Here is a 17,901-nt window from a genome sequence, read left to right on the forward strand (position 1 = left end):
CGCACCCGCAGCACTAACCGCCTAACCACGACAACGAAGAATCACACGACGACGTCGTACACCACGTCCCTGGACTTCACCCAGTCGCGGCAAGGTGTGAAACAAGCAGGTCCTACGCACCAGCACGGGCGCTAGACCGCAACACGAGTGTCACGGATCAACCGGAACAGATTCCTCCACTACGCCTGTTCACCGGAGCCGAACAGATACCTGTCGGCGATCGCGTGAGCGTTACGGATCGACATCTCTTGCGCGGTATTCAGCCATAGCCCGTCGAACCCGGCGGAATGCATCCCGGCGTGGATGGCTCCGATGTTCCGCAGGTCCTGAGAAGGCAACTCGCCCCATCCATCATGGTCCTGCCATGTGTCGAAGATTTGCCACTCCGACTGCGGAACCTCCCCGCGCGCGAAATGCTCCAGCGAGAACATCTCGAACGTGCAGCGATTCGGGTCCTCGGCGTCAGGCAGCATGCGGTAGCCGAGCAGGCACGACTTTTCGACCAGGATGACCATGGTGGGGAAAACGTGCCAGTCTCCGTTTCCCGCGAAGTATTGCTCCATGGACATCTGCGGGAAATCAACGCCCTCGGCGCGTGCGAGTTCCTCGCACATCTGGTGGTAGAGCACAAAAGGCGGCATCCCGCCCGGCTCGGTCTTGGCCAGTTGCCGCGCGGCGCGGTAGTCGCGCTCGGTGACCAGCGAGCCGACCTCGAGGTACTGGTACTGCATCGAATTGGCGAACACCTCCGGGCGCGCCGCCAGTTCCTGCCGGCCCGTGTCGCGGTCGGCGTGCTCAGGGCGCTGCGTATAGACGAATCGGGAGTGGTTCTTGTAGGTCATGGTCGGTGTGTAGGGCGCGTATGCGTACTCCTGCGGCTGGGCCGGTTCCGCGGTCGGCCGTGGGCCCTGAGCGGACCGCATCGTTTGGGGGTGGGTGCCAGGGGTGTGGTAGCCCTCGATGAACGCGTCGATCACCGTCTTCCAATTTGCGGGCAAGAAGGTACGCTTGCGCCAGCGGAAGCGCATGTCCTGCAACCGGAATGGTGCCAGTGCCGTTGGTATCGGGTCGAGCCACTCGAGTAGATCCGGCGGTTTCGAGGCCATGCTCACGAACACCCATCCGCCCCACATGCCGACTGCTACCGAACGTAGGTTCCACTGGTCGCGCGGACGAGACGCGAATTCTTCACGACACGGCACGAACGATGACCGACCGTCTAAGCCGTAGCGCCAACCATGAAACTCACAGCGAAACTCCTTGTTCGACGAGCATCCGGTGCCGCGAATAATCTTCATGCCTCGGTGGGCGCAGGTGTTATGGAAGGCCTTGATGCTGTCGTCCTTTTGGCGCACGATCACAATGGACTGCCGACCGATTGTGTACTCGTAGTAGCAACCAGGAGTCGGAATTTCCTCTTCGCGACAAGCGGGTTGCCAGACCTGGGTGAACAGTCGGTCCAGCTCGAGCTGCAGAAACTCCGGATCGGTGTAGCGGCTCTTCGGTACGAAAGTCTCACCGCACGCGAACTTTTCGGGTATCCGTTCGGTGGCGAGCTCGGTCATGGTTACCCTCTTCGATCAGTCAGCTTGCGGGTGGTTTGTCGAAGATGTTGGGATACAGCACGGCTTCCTTGAAGGACGTCTCGATCTCCGCGAAAGCGGTTGGGATGTCCCAGGTTCCCGATGCCGACACGATCTCGCGTTCGACGACAGGATTGGACATCAGGCTGATGCGGCCGTTGCCGGCGAAGATGACCCGCCGGTTCAGCCAGTCGGACCGCACGCTGGCTAGATACACCACCGGGGGCACGCAATTCTTGGGCGACAGCCGTGCGTTGGACTCCGAGTAGTCCATGCTTCCGCCGCCCTTGATGCCTTGGGTCATCCGGGTGCCGGCGATCGGCGCGATCGCGTTGGCACGCACACCGTAATTACGTAATGCGTTGGCGCAGGAAAACGTCAGGCCGACGATACCCATTTTGGCCGCTGCATAGTTGGGCTGGCTGGGCGCTCCCTGTAGCCCTGACATCGATGTGAAGGTGATCAGCCGGTACTGCCCGCCGCGATTGTTTCGCCACCAGGCCGACGCGTGGCGCGTGATATTGAACGTGCCTTTGAGGTGCACTGAGACCACCGTGTCCCAATCGTCCTCACTCATCTTGAACACCATGCCGTCGCGGAGGATCCCCGCAGCGTTTACGACGACATCCAAGCCGCCAAGTGTTTCAGCGGCGCGGTCGATGAGGTCCGCGGAAGCAGCGAAATCGGTGATGTCGGTCGTGTCCGCGAAAGCCTTGCCGCCCCGTTCGGTGATCGCGGCGGCCACGCTCTCGGCTGGACCCGAGTCGTGGCCCGTTCCGTCGACCTTGACGCCGGCATCAGAAACCAGAACGGTTGCGCCCTCCGCCGCCAAGCCTTCGGCGACCGCCGCTCCGATTCCACGACCGGCACCGGTGACCAGTGCGGTACGTCCGTCAAGCACACCCATCGTCATTCAGCTCCCAAAGCTTGTGGCATACAGAACATAGCAACATCAGGTGTATAACTGTCGCATAGGGTTGACTCATTCGAATCCCCACTCCGCGTACCGGCGCTCCAACTCGGCCATGGCTTCTCGCCCGCCGCGGGAGCTTCGCTCTTTCATGAAGTTGAACTCGTCCTCACGCCACAGCAGATTGCTGAACACCGTGTGGCCCATCGGAACCCAGTCTCCGAACTGGGCCATCCCAACGGCGTGCCAGAACGAGATCAGAGCATGTTTTCCCACCATCAGGCCATCAGCGGAATGGTGCGCGATCGCACGGGCGTAACGGAGTGCTTCATCGCGCAGAGACTCCGCGGGTACCACCGACGCTGCTACCCCCCAATCGCGCAACTCTGCGGCGCTTACCTTGCGCCCGGTGATCATGGCCTCATAGCCGCGATTGGGGCCCAGTTTGAGTAGCGCCAATGGCATCGCCGTCGAGAACCCGGCGAATCCGATGCGCGCCTGCGGGCGCGCGAGGTACATGTCCTCCGAAACGACCAGAATGTCGGCGGCGAGAGCGAGGTTCATGCCAGCGCCCAAAGTGGCGCCCTGGCATGCTGCCACGACCGTCTTCGGGAATTCCAGCCAGTTAGTCAGGTGTCGGTGCAGTCGTCGGGCGTTTCCCAGCCGCGCGGTCTGCGGCAGCCGCTTTCCCTTGCGTAATCCCGCCTGTTCCACCGGCAGTCGGCGGACGTCGTCGCCGCTGCAGAAGTCGGTGCCCTCGGCCAGCAACATGATGACTTTGATCTCGTCGTCATCTTCGGCGCGAGTCAGTCGTTCCCTGAATAGGTCGTGCATTTCGGGCGACAGTATGGCGTTGCGCCTCTCCTGCCGGTCGATGGTGATTTGGGCAATGTGCGGCTCGACCACCTCGTACCGAACCCAGTCGTCGTCGACCTCGTATTCGGATTCGCCGGGGGCGTCGGTGCTCACGCCACTCTCCTCGCACTAGACGGTACATAGGTACAGTAGTCGATCAATTGTTACATTGTGGATGGTACGGTCAGCGGATGCCTAGATTCACGGTTACCAGGCGGCTTACGGCGTCGCCCGAGGCGGTTTGGGCGGTTCTCGCAGATTTCGGCAACGTCGGCTGGATCCCTGGACCCGGCGATGTCAGGGTCGAGGGCGAAGGGGCCGGAATGCGACGGTTCATCGCCGCGAGCTCCGAGAAGCCCGTCATCGAGACGCTCATCTGGATCGACCCCGATCGGCGCGCACTATCCTACGAGATCGCCAACAATCCGATGCCGGTCAGCCGATTCGTGGTGGTGAACACCGTTCACGACACGGAGTCTGACGAAGAATCCTCTGTCGACTGGGACATCGACTACTCGCCGATCGGCAATGACGCCGCGGCCCGCGAGGCCATTGAGGGTGTCTACGGCCTCATGGCCGGGTGGGTTCAGGACTTCGCCAATGCGCGCGGGCGCCACTGAACACTTAGACAGATACTGTTCCTTAGTCTAAAATCTATCAGGTGATTGATCCTCTCGACCTCGTGTTGATCAGCGTGGACGACCACACCGTCGAGCCACCCGATATGTTCGCTGGGCATGTTCCGAGCCGCTTCGCCGACGACGCCCCCCGCATCGTCGAGGACGCCGACGGGGTCTGCTTCTGGGTGTACGACGGTCTGCAGCTACCCAACATCGGACTCAACGCGGTGGTCGGAAGGCCGAACGATGAGTGGGGCTTCGAGCCGTCCAGATTCACCGATATGCGGGCGGGCTGCTACGACGTCGACGCCAGGGTGGACGACATGAACGCCTCGGGTGTGTTGGCTTCGCTGTGCTTTCCATCATTTCCCACTATCTCTGGCGCGCTGTTCACCTACCGGGGTGACCGTCAGATCTCCGAGGTGATGGTGCGGGCCTACAACGATTGGCACATTGAGGATTGGTGCGGGCGTCATCCGGACCGGTTTATCCCGATGGGGATTTTGCCGTTATGGGATCCAGCACTGGCCGCCGGTGAGGTACATCGGCTGGCGGGCCTTGGCTGTCGTGCAATCACGGCTCCTCAACACATCGGCAACTACGGTCAGCCGCCCTGGCAGGATCCACACTGGGATCCGTTGTGGGAGGCACTGTGTGAAGAGAACACGATCGTCAATATCCACATCGGCACCGGCGGCGGCCTGCCAGTTCCGTCGGACCAGACTTCGTATCTCGCTTACAACTCGATGATGCCGATCGATACTCAAAGGTTCACGGCAGATCTGCTGTTCTCCCCGGTGCTGGCCAAATTCCCCACGATCAAGTTCTCCCTATCCGAGGGCGGCATTGGCTGGATCCCGTTCCTCTTAGAGCGTTTTGAGGACATCTACTCTCGCCAGCGGGCGTGGACGGGGGACGATCTCGGCGAAGGCCTGAGTCCCACCGAAGTCTTTCGCCGTAACTTCATGTCGTGCTTCATCCGCGATCGTGTGGGAATCGAGATGCGGGACCGTATCGGTGTGGAAACCATCTGCTGGGAAATGGACTACCCGCACTCGGACAGCAGTTGGCCCGACGCGCCCGAACAACTGGCCGCCCAGTTGAAAGGCTGCACACCTGAAGAGGTCGAGGCCATCACATGGAAGAATGCCGCGCGCGCGTTTGGCTATTCCGGCGTTGAGCGTCTCGGCAGGCAACACTGTACCGTCGCCGCGTTGCGAGACCAGATAGCCGATTTGAACATGTCCGCCCCGAAGGTAGCGGCGGGACGGGCACCGAAGGCGGGCGCGACGGCAATCACCTACGGCGATATGAAGGTGCGGATGGCCTCGATCCTTCGCGGTGGAGCGTGACCGAACCGGATTATGGTGTGGTTCTCGGCGCGGCCGACCGAGAATTCCGCGACGACGTCCGCGCGTTCCTGACGTCAGCGCTGTCTGCCGACGTGCGCGGTCCCGTGCGCGACGAGAACGAGCGTCTCGACCGAATGAGGTTATGGCAGCAGCGGCTTCACGATGCCGGGCTGGCCGCGATCTCCTGGCCCGTGCAGTTCGGGGGCCGCGGCGCATCCGTCGTGCAGCAACTGATCTACAACGCCGAGATGGCCGCCGCCGGCGCGCCCGAGCCCATCAACCGTAGCGCCATCAATCAGCTGGGGCCCACCATCATTCAGTGGGGAACCGACCAGCAACGCGATTATTATCTGCCGAGAATCCTTTCGGCAGCCGACGTGTGGTGTCAGGGCTTCAGCGAGCCGGAAGCGGGCAGTGACCTCGCTGCGCTGCGGACCAAGGCCGAGATCGACGGTGATGAGCTGGTAATCACCGGCCAAAAGATCTGGACGTCCAAAGCGCACTATGCGGGATGGATCTACATTTTGGCGCGCACCGATCCCGCCGCCGAGAAGCACCACGGAATCAGCTACATCCTAGTTCCGCTTCAAACACCCGGGGTCGAGGTGCGCCCCATTCGGCAGATCACCGGCAGAGCAGAGTTCAACGAAGTCTACTTCGATTCGGTGCGGGTGCCGCTCACCAACGTTCTCGGTCCGCTGCATGAGGGCTGGAGGGTGGCCAAGTCCACGCTGGGCTACGAGCGCGTCGGTCAAAGCCGCACTCATCGTATCGAGCGGAGACTTGGAATTCTGGTCAAGCTGGCTCAGCAAGATAATGCACTGGCCTGTAACGGTTTTGATGACAGCTTCGTCGCGGATCGAATCGTTGGGTTCGCTGCGCAGGTGGAGGCGCTGCGTCAGATCTCGGCGCAGGCAACGGCCGCCGGCATCCGTGGCGTAGATCCTGGGCCTGAGTCGTCGGTGGCCAAGCTGCTCACCTCGGAGGTGGACCAGGCGATGGCCAACTTCGGGATTGATCTCGCCGGGCCCGCCGGAACCCTCGAGCGCGGGTCGGCGGGCGCCGCCAAGGGTGGCAATGTGGCTCAGAGCTATCTGTTGATGCGGGCGGCAACATTCGGAGCGGGCACATCGGAGATCCAGCGTAACGTAATCGCCGAGAAGTTGTTGGGGCTGCCTCGTGACCCATGATGTGCTGTCGTCGTTGACCGACATCGCCGATTCCACAGTAGAACTCACCCGGCTGCGCGAAGCGGCTAACGACGTCCTGCGCCGGAGTTGGTCGCTCGCGAGATTCCAAAGCTTGCTCGACGGCCCGGGCCCTGTATTCGATCCCGATTTGTGGCAGACGGTTTCGGAGTTGGGGTGGCCGGATGTATTGGTCGGTGCAGCCAGTGGCGGGGGAGGCGGGAGTCTGCGGGAATTGTGTGTGCTGGCCGAGGCAGTTGGTGCCGCTGCCGCGCCTGTCCCACTCGCCGCCGCGGCGGCAGCTGCCTGGTGCGATGATCGATGTCATGACGGCATCAGCTTGATGTTGCCGGGACGCGGGGAGCTCTCTGCGGGTACCGTTTCGGGCATCTGGCCGGTGGTTCCCTTCGGTACGGTAGCGGACACACTGGTGGTCTGCGCTGGCACGGGTGAACAGGCTGTTCTAGGCGTCGTCGACCCGACGAGCGCCGGGGTGGAACGCATGCCGATAACCCCCCTAGACCACAACCCAGCGGCACGAATATCGCTGCAGGATGTGCCAATTCAGGTCTTCGAAGAAGGTATCGCCGCTGAATCCCGGTGCCGGGACGCGGCCTTACGTGCACAAGTGGCACAACTGGCTGAGTTGGTCGGTACCGTGTCTGCTGCCAACGAGGCCGCGACCGAATATGCCAAACTGCGGATTGCATTTGGCCGTCCGATCGGCACGTTCCAGGCGATCAAGCATCGTCTTGTCGACCAGAGGTGCGTCGTCGAAGTTGGTCGCGCCCTGGTCAATCGGGCGGCCGATGCGTGTCAACATGACCATTCCGACGCTGCGGCGCTGGTGTCCCTGGCCGCATTTTGGGGTATTGACAGGCTCCGGGCAGTGCCCGAGGGCGTCACCCAGGTTTTCGGTGGCATTGCCTACACCTGGGAGCACGAAGCTCATATTCACCTGCGGCGAGCTGCGAGCAGCGTAGCCACTCTCGGCACGCGTGGGTTCCACCGGAATGTGGTCGCGCGCTGGCTCAGCGCACGGTATCCGGTCACCGCTCGCCGGGAGGGCAGCGCGTGAACTCATTTTTGACAGGCGTCAGAGTCCTACAGCTCGGTGACGGGATCGCGGGTGGGGCGGCTACCGCGTTGCTGGTCAGCCTCGGCGCCGATGCGACACGGGTACTCGAACGCAATGCGATTGCTAAATTCGGTCCGACAATTACTACGCCGGCAGGACCTGTCGCCGCCGTCGACCTGACTCTCGACCGCGCCAAGCGGGTAATCGAACAGTCGGCCGACCTGGCGACGTTCATAGACGAGTACGACATCGTCGTCATTGACCACGATCGCGCGGTAACTCCGCCTCAGACGAAAAGCGGTGTCGTGGTCAGTGTTAGCCCATTCGGCCTGGATGGGCCGCGCGCTCCGCAGCCGGGTGGCGAACTGATCGCCCAGGCGGCAGGCGGGATGCTGGCCACAATAACGGGATCCGACGGAGCGCCGGTGCCTGCGCCCGGCTATGTCGCGCTGAAAGCGGCGGGTGCCGTAACAGCACTGGCGGCTTTGCATGGTCTGGATCGGCGCAACAGCACGAAAGCGCCGGTTTACGTTGATGTTTCCGTGCAGGAGGCAGTAGCATTCACCGCCTCCCTCCCTGAATGCGCCCACGTCCTGTATTCCTGCCCGGGAAGGGCCGGTAGCGGGCGCTACCTAGCCCCGTCCGGTCTTTTCAAATGTCGGGACGGATTGGTGCGCATCACCGCGGTTGAGAATCATCAATGGCGGGGGTTGCTCGCCGCGCTGAAAAATCCGGAATGGGCTGCGGGACTGGACGAACGATCTGCCCGCATCGACCACGCCGATCTGATCAACCAGCACGTCGCGGCGTGGGCAGAAACCCGCGACAAGGAAGAATGCGCGGCGTTGTTGCAGGACCATGGTGTGCCTTCGACACCGGTGAATACGGCACACGAAATTCTGACTTCAACCCAGTTCGGCTGGCGTGGTGCGGTTTCGGCGGCGCAACTCCTTGGTGTCGACATCTCCGTCCTCAACCAGCCATGGCTGGCGCATTCCGGGGGCCGCTCCGAGCGGTGCCGCACGGGCCGTCTGTCGGATCTGAGCATCGTCGAACTGACGCACGTACTCGCGGGCCCCATCATCGGCACGCTCCTCGGCGGGATGGGAGCCAGGGTGCTGCGGCTGGAAGACCCTGAACGACTTGATATCTACCGGCGGACGGGCCCTTTCGCCGCGGGGAAGCCCGGCGTGGAACGCGGTGCCTATTTCGCCGTGGCCAACCACTCAAAGCAGAGCGCGCTCATCGAGTCAGGTCATGCGGCGCAGGACGTCGCCGCGGCACTCGCCGACGCGGACGTGCTGATCGAAAACGTCGGCACGTCACGACTGGCTCGGCTGGAAGTCGACCCCGAAGCCATCGCAGGTGCGGGAAAGCTCTCGGTGCGGGTTTCGGGTTTTGGTTCGACCGGTCCGATGGCCGGATATCGCGTGTACGCGAACAACGTCCAGTCCTACGGCGGCCTGACCGGGCTGACCACCAGCCATGATGGAAGTCCGGCGCGACTGGGAACGGTGATCGCTGACCCATTGTCATCGGTGGTAGCCGCCACGGTGATATCAGCGTGGGCGGTGGGGCCACAACATGACACCGGTGCGGTCATCGATCTCTCCATGGCGGAAGTTGTCGCGTCGACAATCTCCGAATTCGTGGCCGCTGCCTCGGTAGCTGAAGAGCTCGAGTGCGACCCCCCTGACTCCCTGCACCGCGGGATCTATTGCGGCGCGGACGGACGCTGGGTGGCTGTCGAATTGATCGAGCCCGAAGAATGGGCAAACCTGACGAATTTCATTGGTGGCTTGCAAGAGTTGAATACGTTGGTCGCCGCATTGCCGGCTGACGATGCCGCCGCACAGCTTATCGAGGCGGGTCTGCGTGCCGCGCCCGTCCAGTGCGCCGAAGACTTGGTGGCTGACCCGCATTTGGCCGCGCGAGGGTTCTTCCCTGAAATCGTCCATCCCGATCCCGATATTGGTGCCGCCCGGTTGGTCGGACTGCCGTGGCGATTCACACCGCACGGGCCGATACCGTTGGCGCCGCCACCGGCGTTGGGCAGTGCAAACGCAGTCAGGAAAGGATGATTAGTGCCTACTGAGCTCGCTGCGACCGTGTGGGCCTCGACTTTCGTGCCGTCGAAGTCGCCGGTCCCCGGCTTCGGCCAGAACGGCTATAGCGTCGCATGGGTCGACACCACCGACGGACGCATCCAAGTGCTGGTGTCCGGACCGCGTCCCGCGCCCGGTGCTGTTGGCAGGCTCGTCGAGCAGATCATGGGTGACGCGAAAACCCTGGTTTTCGAGGCTGGCTCGGCATGACGGGCACGCACATCGCCGGTGTCGGCGTCACACCGTTCGGCAAGCACAGCGACACCGCACTGGCCGACCTCGGTGTCGCCGCGGCCGAGAAGGCGCTCGCTGACGCGGACCTCGAGTATGAAGCGGTCGGAGAGGTTTTCACCTCTTCTTCGATGGCGCCGCCACAAACCGGCCTGAAGGTGGCACATCGTCTGGGCCGCACCGGGATTCCGGTTACTGCGATCGAGAGCGCGTCGGCCGGAGGCATGGTCGCGTTGCGACACGCCGTCTGGGCGGTCGCGTCCGGACGCTGCCGAATCGCGTTGGCAATCGGTTACGAGAAGACATCTGCACTTGAACCCGGCGGAGTAGTCCCTGCGGCCGTCGAATTCTGGGACACATTCCCGCCCCAGGTGCACTACGCCATTGAAGCCAGCCGTTGGTTGCACGACGCCGACTGCCCGTCCGAGGTGATTGGTGCGGTCGCGGCTAAGTCGTACAACCAGGCTCGGCTCAATCCGTTGGCGGCGCGGCGAAATGACGACGAGGTCACCGTCGAACAGGTGATGTCGGCCCGTATGGTCGCGGAGCCGTTGACGAAGATGATGTGTCACGCCTCGGTCGATGGTGGCGCCGCTATCGTGGTGACTGCCGACGCGGTGCGGCGATCTGTAGCGGTCGCCGCCATCGAGCAGACCAGTTGGCCCCGCGATCCGGATTGGCCGCTGGCCGGGCCCTGCGTCGGCCCCCCGTCACAAATCACCCTCACCGCTAGCCGGGCTTTCGCCGCCGCGTCAGCCGCGCCCGCCGACGTCGGTGTCGTCTCGCTCCATGACATGTGCGCCAGCGAGGAGATCACCGCGTTGATCGCGCTGGGTCTCACCGATGTCAGGGGAGCGGCAAGACTGGCGAGCTCGGGCGACCTGGCATCCGGCGGGCGGTTACCCACTAATACCGACGGCGGGTGCCTGGCGCGCGGCCACGCATTCGGAGCGACCGGCCTGGCGCAGGTAGCCGAGGTGGTCAGTCAGCTTAGGGGAGAGGCAGATTCGCGACAGGTCGCTAACCCTAGGATCGGATTGGCCCAGGCGATGGGCGGTGGCGGGTCCTGTGTCGTCACTGTCCTGCGTGGGTGAAACCGACTCGCGATCAAGCGGTCGCGAGATGCTGAGTCTGGCAGAGACCTGTAAGGACTAGCGAGTAGCAATCACCCGATCGCACCGGTGTCTTTCAGCGTCGCGATCCGGTCCCAATCCCCGCCGAGTTCCAGGATCACAGTCTCCGTGTGTTCGGCGAATTCTGGTGCGGGACCGAGCCGCAATGGAGTTTCATCGAACAGTACCGGGCTGGCCACTAGATCGAACGACTCGCCGTGCCCCTCGATTGCGACGATGCCGCCGTTGGCACGTACCTGCGGGTCCGCCGCCACCTCGACGGTATTGAGCACCGGAGCCCATTGACCGTCGAAGTCTGCCAGCACTTTTCGCCAATGCTCGAGCGGCTGCGCCGCGATTGCGGAGCGTAGTGCTGTGGCCGCTGCTTCGGCGTTCTCGGCGAGAAGCTGGTGGCTCGCGAACCGATCATCGGTGGCAAGTTCGGGAACGCCAACGCGCGTGCAGAAGTCTGCGAAGTATCGAAACGCCTGCAGCATCGACAGCCCCAGGAATCGGTTGTCGCTGGTGCGGTAGAAGCCGGTAAGCGGGTTGTGCGGCGCCACGTTGGCGCCGGCCGGATTGGCTACCCACGGCTGGCCGCTGACCAGGGCGGCATTAACGGCCACCCCCATCGCCCACACGCCAACGCCGAGTAGCGAGATGTCCACCAGACGCGCCACACCGGTCCGCTCGCGCTCGAACAGTGCCGCGGCAATGCCGCCGGCGATGGTCATGCCCCCGATCGAATCGCCGTAAGCCGGACCCGGCTGAGCCACGACGCCCTTCAGATCATTCGGCGTGGTGCTGGCCGCTCCGGCGGCGCGGCTCCAGAAGCCGGTCATGTCGTATCCGCCCCTGCCGCCGTCATCGCCGAGCGGACCATACGCGCTGCCGCGGGCGTAGATTATTCGCGGATTGACCGCCCGCACGTCTTCGACGTCGATCTTGAGCCGCGTGCGTGCATCCGGCAGGAAGTTGGTCAGAAACACATCACTGGTCCGCGCGATATCCATCAGCAGTTCATGGCCGTCGGGGGTCGAGATATCCAGCGCAATGGATCGCTTACCCCGATTGGCATGCTCCATCACGGGATTACGAGCGCCTTCCACCCTGATATTCCCGAGCTGTCGCAGACCGCGTTGAGAATCACCGGTGCGCGGGTGCTCCACTTTCAACACGTCGGCACCCCAATCGGCCAGCACCGCACCTGCAGCAGGGACGAACGTCCACTGCGCGACTTCCAGCACACGCACCCCGGCCATTGGCCCGCTCATTTGCTAACCCCTCAGCGGTAGTCCAACACAACCGGCAAGTGGTCGTGCGTGTGTACCAGAGCTGATGCTCGCTGCGCCCGCTCGCCGACAACATGAATTCCGTTAGCCCGCTTGATGATCTCTTCGAGCAGCAGGCGCGCCTCACGTCGCGCGAGCGCGGCACCCATGCAGAAGTGCTCGCCGACCCCGAATCCGAGATGGCTCGCGGCGTCTTCGCGGGTGATGATGAATTGCTCTGCGGTGACTCCCCAATGGTCCTCGTCGCGGTTGGCCGAAGCGTAGGCCAGCAGCAGGCCATCGCCTTCCTTGATCCTGGCACCCCGCACTTCGACATCGTGAGCGCACTGCCGAGCCATGCTCATCACCGGAGTCCAGTACCTCAGCACCTCCTCGACCGCGTTGCCGCTCAGGCTCGGATCGTTGAACAACTCGTCGGCCTGGTCGGGATGCTGGTCCAGGCAATCGGCCATACCCGCGATGAGGCTTTGCGTCGTCTCACTGCCCGCCGCAAGGAGCGTGAGTGCGTAGATCATCACTTGCGCGTCGTTGAATGGCTCCCCGTCGACTGTCACCTCCGTTAACAACGTGAGCAAATCGTCTTGGGGGTGGTCCTTGCGATCGGCGGCAAGGCCCAGCAAATAAGGGCCGATCTGGTCGAAGATCAATGTCATGTCGTCGTCACTGGCCACACCGCTGCCGACGTTGGCGATGGTGGTCGCCCAGCCGGCGACCTTCGGCCAGTCCGGTTCGGGTACGCCGAGCAGATAAGCGAACACATACACAGGAATAGGCTCGGCGATCCGCTCGATCCAATCGAATTCGCCGTCGGGTAGACCATCGAGGATGTCATTGACAACCTGTCGCACCCGCGCCTCCATCTTTGCCACTGCACCCGGTGTGAAGCGGATACCGATGGCCTTGCGGTGGGCCCGATGCTCCGGTGGATCCATGAAAAGGATTCCGCGGGTCTGATAGCCCTGCGGGTCCCGGCCCTCGCGGTGCGCGATCAGATCCATCATGATGCCGATGCGCTCGGACTTGAATTTCTCGGGACGCGCCGAAATCGACTTGATATCTTCGTACTTGGTGATGACCCAGAACTTGCCTTCGTCATACCAATGCACCGGATCGCTGTCGCGCAACTGCGCAAAGGTCGCGTTCGGGTCGCCGAGGTAGAACGCCGGGTCATCGAACCGAGCGGCTGCGATCGTTACCATAGAGATGAACAATAGAACATTCCCTGTCGATCTGCGAGCAGCTGGAAGCGATCACGACCCGCATCTTGTGATTGGCAGCAGAACAGATTTTGTTTTATTGTTGCACGGTGACCCACGGCTTGTCTCACCTCAGGGTATGCGACCTGGGCGGCCAACTGGCCGGAGCGGGCGCGACGAAGATCCTCGCCGCTTTCGGCGCCGAGGTAATCCGCGTGGAAGATCCAGCTACACGCGGGATGTGGGACGCTCTTCGCGGCGTGGGTCCATTCGTCGACGAGCGCAGGGGCGTGAATCTGGGTGCCGGCTTCAACAACCACAACGTGGGCAAGTTCGGAGTCACAATCAATTTGCGCGCCGATGCCGGCAAGCAACTGCTCCGCGAGCTGATCGCCGTGTCCGACATTGTCTGCGAAAACTTCGCGGCCGGCGTGCTGGCCAGGATGGGCTTTGGCGACGACGAGCTGCGGCGGATCAAACCGGACATCATCTACGTGTCCAACTGCGGTTTCGGCCACACCGGCCCGTACCGCGATTTCAAGACCTGGGGCCCGATCGTGCAGGCGCTGAGCGGCCTCACCTTTACTGCGGGTCTTGCTGGCCACGAACCGGCCGGGTGGGGCTTTTCCTACATGGACCACGTCGCCGCGTATTACATGGTCATCGCGATTCTGGCCGCGGTACATCACCGCGAACGCACCGGCGAGGGTCAGCATGTCGATCTGGCGACTGTGCCCGCCGGTATCGCAATGCTGCCCGCAGAGGTGCTCGACTGGACCGTCAACAGGAGGCCCGCGCGCCGGGCCGGAAGTCCCGCCGCCAACCACTCCGACTTCGGCGAGATGGCGCCACACGGGATCTACCCCAGCCTGGGGGAAGACAGGTGGATCGCCATCGCCTGCCGGGACGACCGTGACGCCGCCATGCTCGCCAAGGTCCTTGACGAACCCGAACTTTCGGCCGATCGGTTCGCCACCTTAGGGCAGCGACTGGCCCGCGCTGATGAACTGGACACGCTGATCGCCGCATGCACCGCCACACGCGACGGCGTCGTTTTGGCAAGCGAGCTCGCCACCGCCGGCATTCCCGCCAGCGTGGTCAAATCGCCGCGAGAGCGGATCGACGAGGACCCCGACCTGGCCGCGTGGGGGCTCTTTCCCACCGTGCAGCACCCGGAAATCGGGACAGTGCGCGTCGAGGGGCTGCCGCTGCGGATGTCGGCTTCGCCTTGGAGGATTTCGCGGGCAGCGCCGTGCCTGAGCGAGCACAACCGGAAGATCCTCGGCGGGTTGCTTGGACACAGCGACCAGGAACTGGACGAACTGACGAAGCAGGGTGTGATCTGAGCGCGCTAACCGGGATTCGCGTCGTCGAAATCAGCGATCAGTTCACCGCCGTCGGTGGACGGTTGCTCGCTGAACTCGGCGCGGAGGTGATCGTTGTCGAGCCTCCCGAAGGGTCCATACACCGGTCACGGCCGCCATTTGTCCTCGATGCGCCCGAACCTGAAGCCAGCCTGCGGTGGTGGAGCGGCAATGTGGGAAAACGTTCGGTGACAATCGCTCTCGATACCGATGTGCACGTGCTGTGGCACCTGATCGCGACGGCCGACATCATTATCTCGGGCGCAGACCACGCTCCGGGTGACAAGCGTGGCGGGCCCCAGATCTGGGTTGTGGTAAGCCCCTTCGGCCTCAACAGTGAGCGCCCAAATGACCCCGTCACCGACCTCACGATGCTTGCAGGGGGCGGCCCCGTATGGAACTGCGGCTACGACGACCACTCGCTGCCGCCGATCCGTGGTGCCGGTGATCAATCGGCCAATCTCGGCGGGTTGTATTGTGCCATTGGAGCTTTAGTCGCCCTCGCGCACCGCGACCGCACCGGCGAGGGTCAGCTTGTCGACGTCAACGTCAACGCGGTCTGCAACGTGAGCTCCGAGCAGGTGACCTACCACTGGCTTGTCAATAACGAGACGTGCTTTCGGCAAACCGGACGTCATGCCTACTTCACGCCGAGTCAGCCGACGCAGGTTCGGTGCGCAGACGGAGCCTATGCCAGCACCGGCGTGCTGCCCCGGAAACCGCAGGAGTTCGGCAACTTAATCGCGTGGCTCAACGATCTCGGTCTCGCCGAAGAACTGCCCGAGGTGGTGTTCTTGGAGCTGGCCGCGTCGCGCGACGCTCCCGTAGACATCGCACTGATCGGTGCCGACGACGAGACCACTGCAATTCTGACCGCGGCTCGCGACGCAATCACGTTGGTCGCTTCTCGGTTGCCGGCCAAGGACTACTTCCTGGAAAGCCAACGGCGGGGATTCCCCGCCGGTGCGGTGCTGTCGCCCGACGAGGCTTTCGAGGACGAACACGTTGCCGCCCGCCGATTTCGGGTCCCCGTCAGTCATCCGGAGTTGGGCGAGACCTTCGCGTATCCGGGCACGCCTTACGTGTTCAGCTCCGGTCCAACTGCGCCGCCGTCTCGACCGCCCCTGTTAGGCGAACACAATCACCTACTATCCGACCTGCTCGACGACCAGTGACTGCAGGTCACCGGCTCAGCCATATCGGGCTTTGCGTCACCGACCTCGACAGATCAGTCGAGTTCTACTGCGCCGTGCTGGGATTCGAGGAGGTTGGCCGCATGCACGTCGAGGGTCCCGAAGCGTCCAGGCTGCTGGCGGTGCCCGGGTTGGTTCTCGACCTGGTCTACCTGCAGCGCGATGGGTTTCGCCTGGAATTGCTCAGCTACCTCGAACCGGGCGTTCGCCACGACTCTCGACCGCGACCGATGAACGCAGTCGGCTTCACCCACCTGTCGTTTCGCGTTGATGATGTCGACGAACTGGTGCGGCGGATCGAGCGCTCCGGCGGAAGTCCGTGGCCCGACAGAACGGTGACATTCGACGGCGGCAACCGCGGGCTGATGGTCACCGATCCCGACGGGAACTGGCTGGAACTGATTGAGCGCACCCACAGCGACTGATCAACTAGTCACAAATCGTTCTGCTGTTCAATCAGATGATAAAGTCGTGATCGTGCCCGCAACCAGCGAGTTGATGTATTCGCCCTTCTCGAAGGCGATCTTTGACGATCCGTACCCGGTCTACCGGCGATTGCGCGACGAGGCGCCGGTATACCGAGACCCCGAAGACCGCTGGTGGGTGCTGTCCAGGTTTGACGATGTCTCGCAGGCGCTGCGAGATTGGGAGACGTTCTCGTCAAAGCTCGGTCCGGCACCGGAGAACCCTGACAATGACGGCCGCAAATACTCCGTGATCTCGATGGATCCGCCTCGCCACGACCGTATTCGTGGTGTGCTGAAGGGCTTTTTCACACCAAAGGCGGTGGCCGCCATGGAATCTGCTTTGCAAGCGGTGGTCAACAGGCACCTGGGCCGGCTTCGCCCCGGAACGACCGTCGATGCGATGGAGGCATTCGCTTTTTCGGTCCCCACCGACGTCATCGGCGACCTACTCGGTGTGCCGCACGGCGATCGCGCTCAGCTACGTGTGTGGTGGGAGGCTTTCCTCACCCGCGAGGAGGGCGAAGTCGCCATGCCGGCCAAGGCGATCGAAGCCAACCGGATGATCAGCGAGTACATCGGTGAGCTCATCGAACGGCGACGCACCGACCCTGGTGACGACCTGATCAGCATCGTGCTCCAGGCGACCTTCGACGACGCCGAGACCGGCAATGAGCGCTCGCTGACTGCGCACGAGGTGCTGATGTTCTGCAATCTGCTCTCGGCCGCGGGATCGGAGACCACCCAGAAACTGATCTCCAACGGCCTTGTCGCCCTCGCAGAACACCGCGATCAATGGCACCGAATCATCCAAGACCGCAGCCTCGTTCCCGCCGCAGTCAATGAGGCGTTGCGCTATGACACCCCGAGCCATTGGGTGGCCCGAACCCTGACGAGGCCCATCGAGCGCCATGGCATCAGCTTGGACGCCGGCGACTGGGTCTTGTTGTTGCTGGGCAGTGCAAACCGGGATGAACGCCGCTACGACGACCCCGATCGCTTCATCATCGGACGCCCGCGCGGAACGGATGTGTATTTCGGCTGGGGAATCCATATCTGTCTCGGGCAGTGGCTGGCGCGCCGAGAGGCGCAACTGGTGTTCGAATACGTCGCCGAGAAGTTCCCTGACTACGCCATCGGAGCACGCGAACGTGTGTTGACCGCAACGGTACGCGGCTACACGAGCGTGGAGATGACGTTGCGCTGACCATGGACGTCTCCTTCACTGAAGAGCAGCAGCTACTGCTCGCCACCGCGAGTCGGCTGGCGGAGAGCTGCAGGGTCGCCAATCCCGACAATGTTCCGGTCGGGGAGCCTCTCGACGCGCAGTGGCGCCAGCTGGTCGACATCGGTGTGCCG

At 63.1% G+C, this 17,901-nt stretch carries 16 protein-coding genes; 11 read left to right on the forward strand and 5 right to left on the reverse strand.

Going from position 1 to position 17,901, the window contains the following annotated elements; all coding sequences use genetic code 11:
* Positions 1–179 precede the first annotated feature (179 nt).
* The 3 genes from OQ789_RS24210 to OQ789_RS24220 form a co-directional block, all read right to left on the reverse strand.
* Positions 180–1,565, reverse strand: a complete 1,386-nt coding sequence (locus OQ789_RS24210; RefSeq protein ID WP_324688721.1) for an aromatic ring-hydroxylating dioxygenase subunit alpha — start codon at positions 1,563–1,565, stop codon at positions 180–182.
* A 19-nt stretch (positions 1,566–1,584) separates the two neighbouring features.
* Positions 1,585–2,496, reverse strand: coding sequence for an SDR family NAD(P)-dependent oxidoreductase (locus tag OQ789_RS24215; RefSeq protein ID WP_324688722.1), 912 nt, complete (start codon positions 2,494–2,496; stop codon positions 1,585–1,587).
* A 69-nt stretch (positions 2,497–2,565) separates the two neighbouring features.
* On the reverse strand, positions 2,566–3,462 hold the full coding sequence (locus OQ789_RS24220) for an enoyl-CoA hydratase/isomerase family protein (protein WP_324688724.1): 897 nt from the start codon (positions 3,460–3,462) through the stop codon (positions 2,566–2,568).
* A gap of 77 nt (positions 3,463–3,539) precedes the next feature.
* Between OQ789_RS24220 and OQ789_RS24225 the strand changes: the two genes are divergently transcribed.
* Genes OQ789_RS24225 through OQ789_RS24255 form a run of 7 tightly spaced genes read left to right on the forward strand, consistent with a single transcriptional unit; the run spans position 3,540 to position 11,015 of the window.
* Positions 3,540–3,968 carry an SRPBCC family protein gene (locus OQ789_RS24225; RefSeq protein WP_324688726.1) on the forward strand — a complete coding sequence of 143 codons (429 nt, stop codon included), beginning with the start codon at positions 3,540–3,542 and terminating at the stop codon, positions 3,966–3,968.
* A 41-nt stretch (positions 3,969–4,009) separates the two neighbouring features.
* A complete protein-coding gene (locus OQ789_RS24230; RefSeq protein ID WP_324688728.1) occupies positions 4,010–5,320 on the forward strand; it encodes an amidohydrolase family protein in 1,311 nt (436 codons plus the stop codon).
* On the forward strand, positions 5,317–6,510 hold the full coding sequence (locus OQ789_RS24235; RefSeq protein ID WP_324688730.1) for an acyl-CoA dehydrogenase family protein: 1,194 nt from the start codon (positions 5,317–5,319) through the stop codon (positions 6,508–6,510). Before OQ789_RS24230 ends, OQ789_RS24235 begins: the two co-directional genes overlap by 4 nt.
* 13 nt (positions 6,511–6,523) lie before the next feature.
* A complete protein-coding gene (locus OQ789_RS24240; protein WP_324688732.1) occupies positions 6,524–7,585 on the forward strand; it encodes an acyl-CoA dehydrogenase family protein in 1,062 nt (353 codons plus the stop codon).
* On the forward strand, positions 7,582–9,666 hold the full coding sequence (locus OQ789_RS24245; protein ID WP_324688734.1) for a CoA transferase: 2,085 nt from the start codon (positions 7,582–7,584) through the stop codon (positions 9,664–9,666). Before OQ789_RS24240 ends, OQ789_RS24245 begins: the two co-directional genes overlap by 4 nt.
* Before the next feature lie 3 nt (positions 9,667–9,669).
* Positions 9,670–9,900, forward strand: coding sequence for a hypothetical protein (locus OQ789_RS24250; RefSeq protein WP_324688736.1), 231 nt, complete (start codon positions 9,670–9,672; stop codon positions 9,898–9,900).
* Positions 9,897–11,015: a thiolase family protein gene (locus OQ789_RS24255; RefSeq protein ID WP_324688738.1), complete on the forward strand. Its 1,119-nt coding sequence runs from the start codon at positions 9,897–9,899 to the stop codon at positions 11,013–11,015. Before OQ789_RS24250 ends, OQ789_RS24255 begins: the two co-directional genes overlap by 4 nt.
* 71 nt (positions 11,016–11,086) lie before the next feature.
* Here OQ789_RS24255 and OQ789_RS24260 read toward each other — a convergent pair whose 3' ends face one another.
* Positions 11,087–12,307 (reverse strand): CaiB/BaiF CoA-transferase family protein, encoded by a 1,221-nt coding sequence (locus tag OQ789_RS24260; protein WP_324688739.1) that lies wholly within the window; start codon positions 12,305–12,307, stop codon positions 11,087–11,089.
* Between the two features lie 11 nt (positions 12,308–12,318).
* Positions 12,319–13,449, reverse strand: coding sequence for a cytochrome P450 (locus OQ789_RS24265; protein ID WP_324688740.1), 1,131 nt, complete (start codon positions 13,447–13,449; stop codon positions 12,319–12,321).
* Positions 13,450–13,595: 146 nt separating this feature from the next.
* On the opposite strand from OQ789_RS24265, the gene OQ789_RS24270 reads away from it, so the two are divergent.
* Genes OQ789_RS24270 through OQ789_RS24285 form a run of 4 tightly spaced genes read left to right on the forward strand, consistent with a single transcriptional unit; the run spans position 13,596 to position 17,749 of the window.
* A complete protein-coding gene (locus OQ789_RS24270; RefSeq protein WP_324688741.1) occupies positions 13,596–14,867 on the forward strand; it encodes a CoA transferase in 1,272 nt (423 codons plus the stop codon).
* A 14-nt stretch (positions 14,868–14,881) separates the two neighbouring features.
* Positions 14,882–16,060, forward strand: coding sequence for a CoA transferase (locus tag OQ789_RS24275; protein WP_324688828.1), 1,179 nt, complete (start codon positions 14,882–14,884; stop codon positions 16,058–16,060).
* Positions 16,057–16,503 carry a VOC family protein gene (locus tag OQ789_RS24280; RefSeq protein WP_324688743.1) on the forward strand — a complete coding sequence of 149 codons (447 nt, stop codon included), beginning with the start codon at positions 16,057–16,059 and terminating at the stop codon, positions 16,501–16,503. The genes OQ789_RS24275 and OQ789_RS24280 overlap by 4 nt, the downstream gene beginning before the upstream one ends.
* The gene (locus OQ789_RS24285) at positions 16,481–17,749 is read left to right on the forward strand and encodes a cytochrome P450 (protein ID WP_324688745.1); all 1,269 of its coding nucleotides are present in this window, start codon (positions 16,481–16,483) and stop codon (positions 17,747–17,749) included. Before OQ789_RS24280 ends, OQ789_RS24285 begins: the two co-directional genes overlap by 23 nt.
* Positions 17,750–17,901 lie beyond the last annotated feature (152 nt).

Source organism: Mycobacterium sp. 94-17, from assembly GCF_035617725.1.
Taxonomy (GTDB): Bacteria; Actinomycetota; Actinomycetes; order Mycobacteriales; family Mycobacteriaceae; genus Mycobacterium.

What these genes read in the sequence shown, in the direction of transcription:
- OQ789_RS24210 (WP_324688721.1), bottom strand. Translation starts at nt 1,565, where the DNA reads ATGACCGAGCTCGCCACCGAACGGATACCCGAAAAGTTCGCGTGCGGT.
- OQ789_RS24260 (WP_324688739.1), bottom strand. Translation starts at nt 12,307, where the DNA reads ATGAGCGGGCCAATGGCCGGGGTGCGTGTGCTGGAAGTCGCGCAGTGG.
- OQ789_RS24255 (WP_324688738.1), top strand. Translation starts at nt 9,897, where the DNA reads ATGACGGGCACGCACATCGCCGGTGTCGGCGTCACACCGTTCGGCAAG.
- OQ789_RS24225 (WP_324688726.1), top strand. Translation starts at nt 3,540, where the DNA reads ATGCCTAGATTCACGGTTACCAGGCGGCTTACGGCGTCGCCCGAGGCG.
- OQ789_RS24215 (WP_324688722.1), bottom strand. Translation starts at nt 2,496, where the DNA reads ATGACGATGGGTGTGCTTGACGGACGTACCGCACTGGTCACCGGTGCC.